General features: G+C 67.1%; 12 protein-coding genes and 1 tRNA gene. 8 read left to right on the forward strand and 5 right to left on the reverse strand.

Features of this window, described 5'->3' with window-relative positions; genetic code table 11:
- Nucleotide 1 precedes the first annotated feature (1 nt).
- Nucleotides 2–319 carry a 2Fe-2S iron-sulfur cluster binding domain-containing protein gene (locus tag G9465_RS01840; RefSeq protein ID WP_166966997.1) on the reverse strand — a complete coding sequence of 106 codons (318 nt, stop codon included), beginning with the start codon at nt 317–319 and terminating at the stop codon, nt 2–4.
- The gene (locus G9465_RS01845; RefSeq protein WP_166967000.1) at nt 316–1,713 is read right to left on the reverse strand and encodes a selenium-binding protein SBP56-related protein; all 1,398 of its coding nucleotides are present in this window, start codon (nt 1,711–1,713) and stop codon (nt 316–318) included. The genes G9465_RS01840 and G9465_RS01845 overlap by 4 nt, the downstream gene beginning before the upstream one ends.
- A 397-nt stretch (nt 1,714–2,110) precedes the next feature.
- On the opposite strand from G9465_RS01845, the gene G9465_RS01850 reads away from it, so the two are divergent.
- Nucleotides 2,111–2,683: a hypothetical protein gene (locus G9465_RS01850; protein WP_166967002.1), complete on the forward strand. Its 573-nt coding sequence runs from the start codon at nt 2,111–2,113 to the stop codon at nt 2,681–2,683.
- Between the two features lie 75 nt (nt 2,684–2,758).
- Nucleotides 2,759–4,141 (forward strand): chromate efflux transporter, encoded by a 1,383-nt coding sequence (gene chrA / locus G9465_RS01855; RefSeq protein ID WP_166967004.1) that lies wholly within the window; start codon nt 2,759–2,761, stop codon nt 4,139–4,141.
- A 219-nt stretch (nt 4,142–4,360) separates the two neighbouring features.
- Here the strand turns inward: chrA and thsB are convergent, their stop codons facing one another.
- The 3 genes from thsB to G9465_RS01870 form a co-directional block, all read right to left on the reverse strand.
- Nucleotides 4,361–6,031, reverse strand: a complete 1,671-nt coding sequence (gene thsB / locus G9465_RS01860; protein ID WP_394353974.1) for a thermosome subunit beta — start codon at nt 6,029–6,031, stop codon at nt 4,361–4,363.
- 174 nt (nt 6,032–6,205) lie between these two features.
- A complete protein-coding gene (locus tag G9465_RS01865) occupies nt 6,206–6,595 on the reverse strand; it encodes a hypothetical protein (RefSeq protein ID WP_166967006.1) in 390 nt (129 codons plus the stop codon).
- A gap of 73 nt (nt 6,596–6,668) precedes the next feature.
- On the reverse strand, nt 6,669–7,502 hold the full coding sequence (locus tag G9465_RS01870; RefSeq protein WP_166967008.1) for an NAD+ synthase: 834 nt from the start codon (nt 7,500–7,502) through the stop codon (nt 6,669–6,671).
- Between the two features lie 274 nt (nt 7,503–7,776).
- On the opposite strand from G9465_RS01870, the gene G9465_RS01875 reads away from it, so the two are divergent.
- The 6 genes from G9465_RS01875 (at nt 7,777) to G9465_RS01900 (ending at nt 13,871) form a co-directional block, all read left to right on the forward strand.
- A tRNA-Gly gene (locus G9465_RS01875) sits at nt 7,777–7,847 on the forward strand.
- A 223-nt stretch (nt 7,848–8,070) separates the two neighbouring features.
- Nucleotides 8,071–10,485, forward strand: a complete 2,415-nt coding sequence (locus tag G9465_RS01880) for a bacterio-opsin activator domain-containing protein (protein ID WP_193571727.1) — start codon at nt 8,071–8,073, stop codon at nt 10,483–10,485.
- Between the two features lie 202 nt (nt 10,486–10,687).
- Nucleotides 10,688–11,692 carry an AAA family ATPase gene (locus G9465_RS01885; protein ID WP_166967010.1) on the forward strand — a complete coding sequence of 335 codons (1,005 nt, stop codon included), beginning with the start codon at nt 10,688–10,690 and terminating at the stop codon, nt 11,690–11,692.
- 97 nt (nt 11,693–11,789) lie between these two features.
- Nucleotides 11,790–12,098: a 30S ribosomal protein S24e gene (locus G9465_RS01890; RefSeq protein WP_166967012.1), complete on the forward strand. Its 309-nt coding sequence runs from the start codon at nt 11,790–11,792 to the stop codon at nt 12,096–12,098.
- Complete coding sequence (locus G9465_RS01895; protein ID WP_135303338.1) at nt 12,099–12,230, forward strand: 30S ribosomal protein S27ae; 132 nt, start codon at nt 12,099–12,101, stop codon at nt 12,228–12,230.
- Between the two features lie 9 nt (nt 12,231–12,239).
- Entirely contained in the window at nt 12,240–13,871 is a 1,632-nt protein-coding gene (locus tag G9465_RS01900; RefSeq protein ID WP_166967014.1) for a bifunctional N(6)-L-threonylcarbamoyladenine synthase/serine/threonine protein kinase, read from the forward strand.
- The last annotated feature ends 15 nt before the right edge of the window (nt 13,872–13,886 follow it).

The following is a 13,886-nucleotide window of genomic DNA, read 5'->3' on the forward strand; positions in this document are numbered from 1 at the left end:
ACTACTTCCACGGGTTCGGGACGAGGTCGGCCTGCACCGCCGCCCCCACCTCCAGTCGGGCGTCTGTCTCGGGCACGGCGATACAGGGCAGGACGTAGCCGTCGTCGAGGTGGCGCTCCTTGAGCGCACGTGGCGGTCGCCGGTGAGACACCTCGCCGTCGAGTAACCGGGCCGTACAGGTGCCACACGCGCCGGTCCGACAGCCAAAGGGGAGCGCGACGTCGGCGGACTCGGCCGCATCGAGGACGGTCTGTCCGGCGAGGACGTCGACCGTCGCCACGCGGTCGGCGTCGCGCCAGACCAGACGGACGCGGGTCACTGCCAGACGTCGCTGGTACAGTCGCCGTCGGGCCAGCGAATCTCGTGGGCGCGGGCCGGCCCCTCGGGCAGGTCGCCGAAGTCGACGAGGAACTCCTCGTCAAGCGAGAGCGTCCCGCGTCGCGGGTCCACGTCGGCTTTGAGCATCACCGACCCCTTCTCGCCTTCCTCGGGGAAGAACTGGTTGTCCCACGTGGAAAACAGCGAGGTCGTCCAGTAGAGGCGCTCGCCGTCCAGCGATAGCTGGATCATCTGCGGCCCGGCGACGAGGTCGCGCCCCTGTACTTCTTGGATGTCGCCGAAGTACCCGCCGATGGAGATGGAGTCCGCCTTGCGCGGGTTCGACGGGTCCGAGATGTCGTACATCCACACCTCGCCGTGGAGCCAGTTCGACCCGAAGAGGTAGCGGTCGTCCATCGAGACGAGGATGTCCGTCGGCAATGCCGGCATCGGCATGTCCCAGTCCTCGTGCTCTCTGTCCTCGAACTCGATGACCGGTTCGGCGTGGTACTCGCCCCCGTCCGCCCAGAAGTGGATGATGTTCGAGGACAGCGCAGCCCCGACGTAGCCGTGCGTGCTCTCGGGCGTGTGGAGGAATCGTGCCTCCAGTGGAATCAGCCCGTCCTCGCCGAGGTCGATGGTCTGCTCGACGGTGCCGGCCTCCCAGTCCCAGAAGTTGAGCCGCTGGCCGTACTTGCCGTTCTCGACGTCTTCTAAGTCGAACCCCGGGTAGTAGGTCTTCGGCGCGGCCCACTCCGTCGAGAGCATCACGTTGTGGCGTGGCTGGTACCAGAAGTCGTAGTTCATCTCGATTTCGCCGGGCGGGTCCCAGCGGCCCTCGACCTCGAAGTCGTCGTTCAGTTCGAGGAAGCCACCGGGGAGGTCGCCGTCGGCGTCCCCGAGCATGCTGATGAGTATCTCCCCGTCGGGGATGCAGTGGACGGTGTGGGGTGCCGAGAGGTCGTGTTCGTACACCGCGTCAGGTTCGATGACCGTCGTTATCTCCGGGTCCCGCCGGTCTTTCGTGTCGACGACGTGGATGCGCGAGGAGCGCTGGCCCGGGATGATAAGATGGCGGCGCTCCAGCCCCTCGACGTGACAGGACGACGAGCAGGCGTTCCACCCGAAGTGGTGGAGTTCGTCGCCGCGGTTTGGCATCTGGACGCGCTCGACGATGTCGCCGTAGGTGTCCGAGTCCGGGTCGACGTCGACGACGGCCAGAAAATCCGGCGCGTCGACGTCCTGCCCGACGTGCAGGCCCATCACGTAGGCCGTCTCCTCCGGTTCGGACTCCTCGATGGCCGCCTGTGGCGTCAGGTAGCCCGGCCCCTCGTGGTCGTGGTGTTCGTGGTGGCCGTGTCCGCCCGCCTCGGTCGGCTGTTCGGCGTCGCTCATACGTAGTGCCAACGAGTGACACGCTCCTTGCTCGTCGCGTCCCGGCCGATGTCGCCGCTACGTGTGAGATTCGACGTCCGAGAGTTTGTGACAGCAAAATTGAGCTTCTTCTGGGTCGGCGAGCGAATCGCCGCGTGCAGAGATATAAATTATCCGTTATTTATAGCGCCGAATCCGGCCCGGCGAGAGGCCCTCTCCCGGCGACTTCACGCTCCTGTCGGCTCCCAGGTGGCGGTAATTATTGCATGGTACCGTGGCACGTGCAAGGTCGGTCGGACAGTCTCCGCACAGGAGACCCCGTAGCGTGGCCGGACCAACCGCATTCGGCACGCGCCGGTCGTTCAGCGACCGTTTGAGCGACCACGAAGCACTTTGCGTTCGGCCGACAGCACAGGGTATGAAGCGCCGCTCGTATCTCGCCCTCCTGAGTACCGCTCTCGGTGCTGGCTGTGTCTCGCCGCTCGACAGCACCGGGCCGGACGGGCGACAGCCAGACGGAACCGGGACCGAAGCGACGCCAGCGTCACCGTCGAGCGCCGAGCGGTCCACCGACGCCGACGACGCGTCCGGCCCCACGCGAGTCGTCGAGACGATAGCGGTCGGGACACGAGAGGGCGTCGAGAACCCGGGCGACAACCTGCCACACGACGTGGCGGTGTGGAACGCCGGGTCGAGCGCCCGCGAGATAGCGGTCAGTGTGCGAGCGGCCGACGACGGCCCGTCGCTGGAGCGCCGCGACGAGTACGCCGCCGACACGGCCCGCCGGTTCGAACTGCTGACGCCCGCACCCTACACCGTCGAGATTCGCGTCCCCGTCGACGGCCGGCAGACGACGGTCGGCGTCGACCGGAACTGGTTCGACTGCAACAGCGCCAGTCACCGAATCAGAGTGCCCGGCGTCGGACCGATTACGTCGACGGTGTCCTCGACGCTGCTCGCGTGTCCCCGGGGGACCGTCACCGAGTCGTAGTCTCCGGACGGATACGGAGTGCTCCGGACCGCTCCGTGGACGAGATTTTTGGTTCAATGCCCCGTCACATCGCGTATGGCCGGCGACCCCGCGACCACCGATGCGACGGCGGACGCCGCGAGCGAGTACAAGGGGTCGGCCTCCCGGTCACGCCTCGCCGGCATCGCCCGCTTCTTCCTGAAACTCGGGCTGGTCGGATTCGGCGGGCCGCTGGTCCACATCGCGATGATGGAGGACGAACTCGTCGGCGAGTGGACCGACGAGTCGACGTTCATGGAGGGGCTGGCCATCTGCAACATGCTCCCGGGGCCGGCCTCGACCCAACTGGGCATCTTCATGGGGTGGGTCCGGGGCGGGAATCTGGGGGCGCTCGTCGCCGGCGCGACGTTCATGGCGCCCACGTTCGTCGTCGTCGTCGCCCTCTCGTACGTCTACTTCGCGTTCGGGCAACTCCCGTCGGTGCAGGCGTTCTTCTACGGCGTGAACCCCGTCGTCATCGGCCTCATCGGCGGCGCGGCGTACTCGATGGGGCGGAGTTCGCTGCGGGAGGGGCGACCCGACCTCACGGTCACGCTCGGCGGCGACGAGTGGACGATAGACCTCCGTCTGTTCGGGTTGCTCGCGGGTGCGCTGGTCGCCACCGTCCTCGTGAACCCGAACCCGGTCGTCGAGTTCGCCGTCGCCGGAGCCGTCGCCGTCTTCCTGTTCCGACCCGACTGGGTCCGGGCCAACTGGCGGCGCGCCTCGCTAGGAACGCTCGTCGCCGTCGCAATCGGAACCCTCTACGCGTTTCGCGCCCGCGCCGCGACCGTTCTCGGTGACACACTCCCGCTCCCGGCGGCGCTCACCGCCGTCGGTGCGGCCGTCTGGGGCAACCTCTGGGTCAAACTGTTCCTGTTCATGCTGTACACGGGGTCCTTTATCTTCGGCGGCGGCCTCGTCCTCATCCCCTTCATCGAGAAGTACGTCGTCGGCGTCTTCGGGTGGCTCACCGCCACGCAGTTCGTCGACGGCATCGCCATCGGCCAGTTGACGCCCGGCCCGGTCGTGATGACCACGGCGTTCGTCGGCTACAAACTGATGCTCGACGCCTACGGGTCGGTCGGGTGGGCCGTGCTGGGCGCGTTCGTCGCCATGCTCGGCGCGTTCGCCCCCTCCTTCCTCTTCATCACCGGCGCGTTCCCCTACGTCGCTCGCGTCCGGGACGACGAGACGGTACAGGCCGCGCTGTACGGCATCAACGCCGCCGTCGTCGGCGCTATCGTGGGCGCGACGGTGACGCTCGCCGTCGACGCCTTCGCCGTCGTCGGTGGGTCACCGTTCGGCGTGACCGGCGTCGACCCGTTCCGGGTGAGCCTCGCAGTGGTGACGTTCGGCCTCTTCACCCGGGACGTGGACGCGATGTACCTGATTCTGGGCGGTGGGCTGGTCGGTGCGGGCGTGTTCTTCTTGATGTGAGCTACCGCCGACAGCGTCTCGCAGAAACGGACCGCAGTGAGCATCCGGCGCGCGCAGCGCGCCGGTTCACGGGACCGAGAGGTGTGCGGTCGCTTGCGACCGCGAAGCGAACGGCGGAGCCGTGAGCAGCGAGGTCCCGCCTTTTTCGCCCACGTTTTTCAAGGAGCCTTCCCGCAGCGAGCGAAGCGAGCGAGGAAAGGTGACGCCGAAAAAGGTGGCTTACATCATGCCGCCCATGCCGCCGCCCATGCCGCCGGGGGCGCCACCGGGACCGCCGGGGCCGCCTTCGTCACCGTCGCCGGACGTCGAGAGGTCGCCGGCAGCGATGATGTCGTCGATTTTGAGCACGAGGTTCGCGGCCTCTGCAGCCGAGGAGACGGCCTGGGTCTTCGCGTGGGACGGCTCGACGACGCCGGTGTCGAGCGTGTTCTCGACGTCGCCGGTGAAGACGTTCAGGCCGGCGCTGACGTCGCCCTCTTCGTGGGCGGCGCGCAGGTCGACCAGCGTGTCGATGGAGTCGAGACCGGCGTTCTCCGCGAGCGTGCGCGGGATGATTTCGAGCGCGTCGGCGAAGGCCTCGACGGCGAGCTGTTCGCGGCCCTCGACGCTGTCGGCGAAGTCACGCAGGCGAGCGGCGACCTCGATTTCGGGTGCGCCGCCGCCGCCCAGCACCGCGCCGTTGGCGACGGTGGCGGCGACGACGTCCAGCGCGTCAGTGACGCCGCGTTCGAGTTCGTCGACGACGTGGTCGGTCGAGCCACGCAGGAGGAGCGTGACGCCGTGTGCGTCCTCGCCGCCCTCGACGTAGAACAGCCCCTCGTTCTCGTCACGGGAGACGGTGCCGTGGCCGAGGTCGTCCTCGCTGGCCGAGTCGAGGTCCGAGACGATGCTCGCGCCGAGGACCTCCTTCAGGAACTCGATGTCGGACTTCTTCGCGCGCTTGACCGCGAGGATGCCCTTCTGGGCGAGGTAGTGCTGGGCCATGTCGTCGATGTTCTTCTGGCAGAACAGGACGTTGGCACCGGTGGCCTCGACTTTGTCGACGAGGTCCTTGAGCTGTTGTTCCTCCTTATCGAGGAAGTTCTGGAGCTGGCTCGGGTCGTCGACCGAAAGCTGGGCGTCGACTTCCGTCTCGTCCAGTTCGATGGCGGTGTCCATCAGGAGCACCTTCGCGTCGTCGACCGAGGTGGGCATCTCCTCGTGGACCGGGTCCTTGTCCACGACGGCGCCTTCGAGCAGTTCGGAGTCGCCGGCGGAGCTGCCGGTCTGGGTCTCGATGTTGAGGTACTCGAGGTCGGCGACGACGGAGCCGTCCTCGGCTTCGACGGTGACCGCGTTGACGGCATCGACGATGATCTGGGCGAGCAGTTCCTTGTTGAGTTCCGCGCCCTTGCCGGTCATCGACGTCTCGGCGACCTTCTTCAGGAGTTCTTCGTCGTCGGGGTCGACGTCGGTCGCGATGTCGTTGATCTCGGCCTTGGCTTCCTTTGCGGCCATGTCGAAGCCCTTGATGATGGCCGTCGGGTGGATATCCTGTTCGAGGAGGTCCTCGGCGTTCTTCAGGAGTTCCCCGGCGATGGCGACGGCGGAGGTGGTGCCGTCACCGGCCTCGTCTTCCTGCGTCTCGGCGACCTCGACGATCATCGAGGCCGTCGGGTTGTCGATGTCCATCTCCGTGAGGATGGTGACGCCGTCGTTCGTGACGGTGACGTCACCCATCGAGGAGACGAGCATCTTGTCCATCCCCTTCGGTCCGAGTGTCGAGCGTACGGACTCGGCGACCGCGCGGGCGGCCGAGATGTTGTGCTCCTGTGCGGACTTATCCTTCATCCGCTGGGCGTCTTCACCGAGAATGATCATCGGCTGGCCCTGCATTTGGCGCTGGCTCATAGTCAGCGAAAGATTGCATGTGGTTCTATATAAAAGTACAGGATAGGAGCGAACCACGGGGACAATATGAATCCACAGACCACCGGTGAAACCGCCACACTGCGACCGAAACCATAGAATATCGTGTGACGGGTTGGCACATCGTCTGCCCACCCGTGCCGCCGGTTTATATATCTACTCGGCGGGCTCTTTCCAGTGGACGATAGCCGTCCCGACGACGAAGGCGTCGTCGCTGTCCCGATCACGTTCGAACTGGAGCGTGTTCGCCCCGGCGTGGAGTTGGTCGGCGCCGACGGTGTCCATCCAGTACTGCCACCCGGACCCCGGCGCGATGTCGAACCCCGACAGTGGCTCGTCGTTGAGGCAGATCTCGTGCGTGAACGCGTCGACGTCGTACACCTGCATCTCGATGTACGGTTCGGCCGGCACGTCGGTCGGCACCTCGAAGGTGACAGGATCGGTGCTGTCACCGGAGAACTCGGCCCACGGAACGTCGAGGGAATCCTCGTCCGGGCCGAGATGCTGCTGGAACGTACACCGTGCGTAGTTCGCGCGTCGCGTCATACCGGACCGACGGTCGGCACCCAAATAAAGCAGGGTGCGAGTCGGCACGGCGACGTCCGGAGCGCAGACGTGGTCAGTAAAGCGGGTCCGGCCCCGGCGGCATCGCGCGCTTGTGGGCGCTGGACTCGTACATCTCGCGGACCCGTTCGACGACGGATTCGGGGACGCCGATGTGGTCGGCGGTGGCGGCCTTCGGGACGCCGCCGTCGACGTGGAGCGCGAGTATCGAGTCGAGCGTGTCGTAGTCCATCCCCATCTCCGTGGCGTCGGTCTGGCCGCTCCACATCTCGGCGCTCGCCGTCTTCTCGGCGAGGTCGTCGGGGACGCCGACGTGTTTCGCGAGTTGGCGGACCTGCTGTTTGTACAGCGGCGCGATGGGGTGGCAGTCGACGGCACCGTCGCCGTACTTCGTGTAGTAGCCCACCAGCGCCTCGCTCCGGTTGCCGGTGCCCAGTACGAGGGCCGTCTCGTGGTTGCCGACGAGGTAGTTCAGCACGGCGCGACAGCGCACGCGGAGGTTCCCCACCGCCAACTGGTCGCCCTCGGCGCCGGGGTAGGCGTCGAGGAACGCGTCGACCAGCGGGTTGATTTCGACGACGTCGTACTCGATGCCCAGCAACTCGTCGGCGACCCGTTCGGCGTCGCTCATGTTGTCCGCGCGGTTGACCTCGCTGGGCATGACGAGGCCGTGGACGGCGTCGGGACCGAGTGCCTCGACCGCGAGGTGGCTGGTCAGCGTACTGTCGATGCCACCCGAGAGGCCGATTACCGCCCGGTCGACGCCCGCGGCGTCGAGTTGGCCCTCGACGAAGTCGGTGATGTGCTCGCGGTGCGCTTCGAGTTCGGCCTCCGAGAATGTGAGGTCGAGCGGGTCATCCGCCCGCACGACGGTGTCGGCTTCGGCCATACCTATCGGTAGGCCTAACCGAACAAATAGCCATCCATCGACGCGGTATTTTCGGACGTGCGTCCAGCGATCGGACTACATCCGGAGACAGTGTCCACCCTGTGGACGTCCCGCCGGAAGCGCTACGTTCAAGTGCGACGGTCGTAGAAACTGTTAGTGAACGCGTCGGTGACGAGCGGTTCCGCAGGAATCGCGACACGCCGCGCGAGTGCAGTGCGTCGGTGGTGAGCAAACTCGCCGGGTTTGCGAGCCACGGAGCGCGAACGAAGTGAGCGCGCCGGTGGTCCAGTGGTAGGACAGAGCCTTCCCAAGGCTCTAGCCCGGGTTCAATTCCCGGTCGGCGCATTCTGTTACGACGGGCCCGTGAGCGGCGCCGCTGGCGGAGTGCTCCAACGGCAAAGAAGACGCGGTACACGTCTGGAAACCGGCGACCGGCGGAGACACACCGGACAGTCGAGCGGCCCGGTGCGCGGTGTCATCCGGTGATGAGCGACACACTCCGTAACGAGAGCGCGTCGGCGTTTCGGGACCTACACATTCTTGTGTGGAAGGGGCTAACCAGTTAGGTATGCATAGCGGGGTTACCGTCCTCGTCTGCGGGAGCGACGAGGCCGCCGTCGCGGAGACGGCACGCGCACTGGCTCGGGTGGGGGACGACTTCGAACTGGTGACGGCCGACGGCGAGGCGACGGCGAGTTCCGTCGGCGCAGTCGACTGTATCGTGAGCGACGGTGTCGACGTGCCACCGCTGGTGGCGGGGCTACGGGAGACCCGTCCCGACGTCCCGGTCGTCGTCTTCGGGACTGGGTCAGCCGACGCCGTCGACGGCGTCCTCGAAGATAGCACGACCGACTACGTCCAGCGAGGGACCGACGGGCAGTACGTCGTCCTCGCCCACCGCATCGAGCAAGCGGTCGCGGCCGCCGACCGCAGGTCCGGGGCCGTCGGTGCCGGGGAGTTCGACCGCCACGGCGAGGTCATCGAAGCGCTGGACGACGGGGTGTACGCGCTCGACGACGAGGGGCGATTCGTCTTCGTCAACGGCGGGATGGCGGACCTGACCGGCTACGACGCCGACGAACTGCTCGGCGAACACACGGGCGTCATCAAGGACCGCGAGACGGTCGAACTGGCCGAGTCGAAACTCGCCGCGTTGCTCTCCTCGGACGGCCCCGACGACGTGGGGACGACGTTCGAACTGGAACTCCGGCGGGCGGACGACGAGACGGTGCCCTGCGAGGACCACATGACGGTGCTGTACGGACCGGACGGGGAGTTTCGCGGCACCGCGGGCGTCATCCGTGACATCACCGAACGAAAGCGCCGCGAGGAGATGCTCTCTGCGCTACAGGAGACCTCCCGGGCGCTGATGCAAGCCCCCAGTAGAGAGGAGGTCGCGACCATCGTCGCGGGCGCGGCCGAACGCGTCCTCGGACTCGATATGGCCGTCGTCCGGCTGTACGACGCCGACGAGCGGGTGTTGCGACCGACGGCGACAACGGACGCAGTGGTCGAGCGACTCGGCGAGCGCCCGGTCTACGCACTCGACGAGGGGCGACCGGGAGAAGTGTTCGCGTCCGGGGAAGCCACGACACAGAGCGAGGCCCACGAACTCGACGACGCCGACCCGGCGGTCCAGTCCGGACTGTACTTCCCTATCGGCGTTCACGGTACGCTGAGCGTCGTGTCGATGAAACCCGACGCCTTCGACGACATCGACCGGCAGGTCGTCGCACTGCTCGCGACCAACGCCGCGGCGGCGTGCAACCGCGCCAAGCGCGAACAGGAAGTCCGAGAGACCCGAGAGCGCATCGCGACCATCCTCGACCGCATCAACGGCCTCATCGAGAACACCGTCGAGGTGCTGGTCGAGGCGACCACCCGCGAAGCCATCGAGGTCGGCGTCTGCGAGCAACTGGCCGCGACCGACCCCTACACCTTCGCGTGGGTCGGTCGTCCCGACGTCCGCGGGAACGCGCTGCTGCCCAGCGAGTGGGGCGGCGAAGCCGCGATAGCGATGGACGACCTCTCGGTCCCGATCGGCGACGGTACACCCGGCAGCGTCGCCTTTAGCGACCACACCACCGAGATACTGGACGACCTCGCGGCCGCCGACCGTGAGTGGGTCGACCGCGTCCGCGAGGCCGGCGTCGCCTCGGTGATGGCCATCCCGCTGTCGTACACCGATTCGACCTACGGCGTCCTGTACGTCTGTGCCGACGAACCCGACGCCTTCGACGACCGCGAGCAGGTCGTCCTCGAAGCGTTGGGCCGGGCCGTCGCCAACGCCATCAACGCCATCGAGAGCGGGAAGATTCTCTCGGCGGACAAGGTCGTCGAACTGGAGTTCACCGTCGACGACCGCGACCTCCTCCTGAGCAGACTGTCTGCTTCGACGGGCGCGACGTTCACTTCGGCCGGCGCGGTCACGCAGGACGACGGGGCCATCCGCCTGTACCTCACGGTCGAGGGCGGAGACAGCGAGGCGATTCTCGCCGAACTGACCGACGACGACGCCGTCGTCAGCGCCACCTGTGTGGCCGAACACGGGGGCAGCGCCCTGTTCGACGTCACCGTCGGGCAGTCGCTGCTGGCGACGCTTGTCGACCACGGCGCGGTACCGAAGGCCATCTCCGGCGAGAGCGGCATCGTCCGGTACGCCATCGAACTCCCCTACGAGACCGAGGCCCGGGAGGTGTTCTCGCTGGTCGAGGACAACTACGGCAACACCGACCTCGTCGGCTACCACGAACACGAACGGCCGGTCCAGACCCAACAGGAGTTCCGCGCGTCGCTCGCCGAGCGGTTCACCGACCGGCAGGAGACGGCGCTCCGAACCGCGTTCCTCGGCGGGTTCTTCGAGTGGCCCCGCGAGGTGGACGGCGACGAACTCGCCACGGCGATGGACATCTCCCGGCCGACGTACCACCAGCACCTCCGTGCGGCCCAGCAGAAGGTGTTCGAGGAGTTGTTCGAGGGCTAGCGAGCGGCGCGAACGAAGTGAGCGGCCCTCGAAGCGAACGGGGAACGAAGTGACCCGTGAGCAGTAGCGTGACCCCCGCTACTGCTCGTGGCTCGCAGGACTCGCCGCTGCGCTTTGTCGAGGGACTGCACTGTGTTCGGTCCCTCGCTATCCTCGCAACCGCGGGATACTTGTCGGGGCCTCGCCTACCCACGGCCGACAGATGGACGCCCCGTTGTGGACCGAGACCCACGCGCCGGCACTCGAAGACATCCCCCAGCAGAAGGCCCGCGAGCACCTGCAGGGCGCCGTCGAGGAGCCGATGAACCTGCTGGTCCACGGGCCGAAGGGGGCCGGCAAGACGGCCGGCGTCCGTGCCTTCGCCGAGACGGTCCACGACAACCCCGACGCCGACTTCACCGAACTCAACGTCGCCGACGTCTTCGACATGACGAAGAAGGAGGTGGCCAACGACCCGCGCTTCTCGTCCTTTATCGACAGTAAGCGCCGGCGCGAGTCCTCGAAGGCCGACCTCATCAACCACGTCCTGAAGGAGTCGGCCAGCTACACGCCGATGTCGGGCACCTACAAGACCATCCTGCTCGACAACGCCGAGGGGATGCGCGAGGACTTCCAGCAGGCCCTGCGCCGGGTGATGGAGCAGTACTACGAGGCCACGCAGTTCGTCATCGCCACCCGCCAGCCCTCGGCACTGATTCCGCCCATCCGCTCGCGGTGTTTCCCCGTCGTGATGCGGGCGCCGACCCACGAGGAGACGGTGTCGGTGCTTCGAGACGTCGTCACGGCCGAGGACGCCGACCACGACGACGACGGACTGGAGTACGTCGCCGGGTACGCCGAGGGCGACCTCCGGCAGGCCATCCTCGCCACACAGACCACCTACGAGGAGGCCGGCGAGGTGACGATGGAGACGGCCTACGAGGTGCTGGCCGACGTCGAGGCCGACGACGCGGTCGAAGACATGGTCGAGGCCGCCGAGGAGGGGCGCTTCTCGGACGCGCGCTCGACGCTGGACGACCTGCTCGTCGACGAGGGGTACGGCGCCGACGACGTACTGGAGGAACTGCTCGGCGTCGCCCGGTCGCGGTACTCCGGCCAGCGGCTCGCCGAAGTCCACCGACTGGCCGGCGAGACGGACATGGCGCTGACCGACGCGGCCAACGAGCGAATTCACCTCTCGCGGCTGCTGGCTCAGCTACAGACGTAGCCGTGTGAACTGCACACCAGTGACATCCCCGAGAACCGAGAGTTGCGGCTTCGAAATCCTTTTAGGCGCTTCGGCGGGAATCTATGGACAACGAACCATGGATATCGACATCATCGAGGAAGAAACGAATCCCATGTTGCACCGAACGGACGTCCGATTCGAGGTCGTCCACGACGAAGCGACGCCGTCCCGTCTCTCTGTGCGTGACTCTCTGGCGGCGACGCTGAACAAGGACGCCGAGGAAGTCGTCATCCACGAACTCGACACGAAGTTCGGCATGCGCAAGACGGTCGGCTACGCGAAGGTCTACGACAGCCCCGAGTACGCCCGTGACGTCGAGCAGGACCACATGCTCGAACGCAACAAGATCGTCGCCGACGGCGAGGAAGAGGCGGAGGAAGCATAGATGGCCCGCAACGAGTACTACGAGGACGGCGAACTGGTCAAGGAGAACTGCCCGCGCTGCGGTGACACGGTGCTGGCCGACCACGACGACCGCAAGCACTGCGGCAAGTGCGGCTACACCGAGTGGAAGTAAGGCCACTCCATGCGCGTTCTCGGTATCGAAGGTACCGCCTGGGCAGCCAGTGCTGCGCTGTTCGAGACTGACGACCCTACCCGGGCAACCGACGAGGAACACGTCTTCATCGAGAGCGACGCCTACCAACCCGAGAGCGGCGGCATCCACCCGCGCGAAGCCGCCGAACACATGGGCGAGGCGATTCCCGAGGTCGTCCAGACGGCCATCGCCCACGCCCGCGAACGGGCAGGTGGCGACGACCCACCGATCGACGCCGTGGCCTTCTCACGCGGGCCCGGTCTCGGTCCCTGTCTCCGCATCGTCGGCACCGCCGCCCGCGCCGTCGCCCAGCGGTTCGACGTCCCCCTCGTGGGTGTGAACCACATGGTCGCCCACCTCGAAGTCGGACGCCACCGCTCCGGGTTCGAGTCGCCGGTCTGTCTGAACGCCTCCGGCGCGAACGCCCACTTGCTGGGCTACCGGAACGGCCGCTACCGCGTGCTGGGCGAGACGATGGACACCGGCGTCGGCAACGCCATCGACAAGTTCACCCGGCACGTCGGCTGGCAACACCCCGGCGGTCCGAAGGTCGAACGACACGCCCGCGACGGCGACTTTCACCCGCTTCCCTACGTCGTCAAGGGGATGGACTTCTCGTTTTCGGGCATCATGAGCGCCGCGAAGCAGGCGTACGACGACGACGTGCCGGTCGAGGACGTCTGTCGCGGACTGGAGGAGACCATCTTCGCCATGTTGACCGAGGTCTCGGAGCGAGCGCTGTCGCTGACCGGCGCTGACGAACTGGTGCTGGGCGGCGGCGTCGGCCAGAACGACCGCCTCCAGCGGATGCTCCGCGAGATGTGCGAGCAGCGCGGCGCCGACTTCTTCGCGCCGGAGGACCGCTTCCTGCGGGACAACGCTGGGATGATAGCCATCCTCGGCGCGAAGATGTACGCCGCAGGCGACACCCTCGCTATCGAGGAATCGGGTATCGACTCGAACTTCCGACCCGACGAAGTCGCGGTGTCGTGGCGCGGTCCCGAGGAATCCGTCGACCGCGTGGTCGAGACGGAGACCGAGGTACAGGGCGCCGAGGCGACGGTCACCATCGAGGCCGACCGCGTCGTCAAGGACCGGGTCCCTCGAAGCTACCGCCATCCGGCGCTCGACGAACGGTTGCGAATCGAACGGACCCGACAGGAAGCCCGTCTCACCAGCGAGGCCCGACGACACGGCGTCCCGACGCCGCTGGTACTGGACACCGACCCCGACGAGGCCCGACTCGTGTTCCAGCGAGTCGGCGAGTCGGACCTGCGGGAGGCGTTGACCGAGGAGCGCGTGGCCGCCGTCGGCCGCCACCTCGCCCGCATCCACGACGCCGGGTTCGTCCACGGCGACCCGACGACCAGAAACGTCCGCGTCGACGCCGGCGAGGACGGCCGCGTCTTCCTCATCGACTTCGGTCTGGGCTACTACACCGACGAACCCGAGGACCACGCGATGGACCTCCACGTCCTCGCCCAGTCGCTCTCGGGCACCGCCGACGACCCCGAGACGCTGCTCGCCGCGGCCGAGGACGCCTACCGGGCAGAGAGCGACCACGCCGAGTCGGTCTTCGCCAGCCTCGAGGACATCGAGGGGCGCGGCCGGTACCAGTAACCGGAACGCACACGG

Source organism: Haloarcula sp. JP-L23 (assembly GCF_011602445.1).
Classification (GTDB): domain Archaea; phylum Halobacteriota; class Halobacteria; order Halobacteriales; family Haloarculaceae; genus Haloarcula; species Haloarcula pellucida.

What these genes read in the sequence shown, in the direction of transcription:
- G9465_RS01845 (WP_166967000.1), bottom strand. Translation starts at nt 1,713, where the DNA reads ATGAGCGACGCCGAACAGCCGACCGAGGCGGGCGGACACGGCCACCAC.
- G9465_RS01850 (WP_166967002.1), top strand. Translation starts at nt 2,111, where the DNA reads ATGAAGCGCCGCTCGTATCTCGCCCTCCTGAGTACCGCTCTCGGTGCT.
- chrA (WP_166967004.1), top strand. Translation starts at nt 2,759, where the DNA reads ATGGCCGGCGACCCCGCGACCACCGATGCGACGGCGGACGCCGCGAGC.
- thsB (WP_394353974.1), bottom strand. Translation starts at nt 6,031, where the DNA reads ATGAGCCAGCGCCAAATGCAGGGCCAGCCGATGATCATTCTCGGTGAA.
- G9465_RS01865 (WP_166967006.1), bottom strand. Translation starts at nt 6,595, where the DNA reads ATGACGCGACGCGCGAACTACGCACGGTGTACGTTCCAGCAGCATCTC.
- G9465_RS01870 (WP_166967008.1), bottom strand. Translation starts at nt 7,502, where the DNA reads ATGGCCGAAGCCGACACCGTCGTGCGGGCGGATGACCCGCTCGACCTC.
- G9465_RS01880 (WP_193571727.1), top strand. Translation starts at nt 8,071, where the DNA reads ATGCATAGCGGGGTTACCGTCCTCGTCTGCGGGAGCGACGAGGCCGCC.
- G9465_RS01885 (WP_166967010.1), top strand. Translation starts at nt 10,688, where the DNA reads ATGGACGCCCCGTTGTGGACCGAGACCCACGCGCCGGCACTCGAAGAC.
- G9465_RS01890 (WP_166967012.1), top strand. Translation starts at nt 11,790, where the DNA reads ATGGATATCGACATCATCGAGGAAGAAACGAATCCCATGTTGCACCGA.
- G9465_RS01895 (WP_135303338.1), top strand. Translation starts at nt 12,099, where the DNA reads ATGGCCCGCAACGAGTACTACGAGGACGGCGAACTGGTCAAGGAGAAC.
- G9465_RS01900 (WP_166967014.1), top strand. Translation starts at nt 12,240, where the DNA reads ATGCGCGTTCTCGGTATCGAAGGTACCGCCTGGGCAGCCAGTGCTGCG.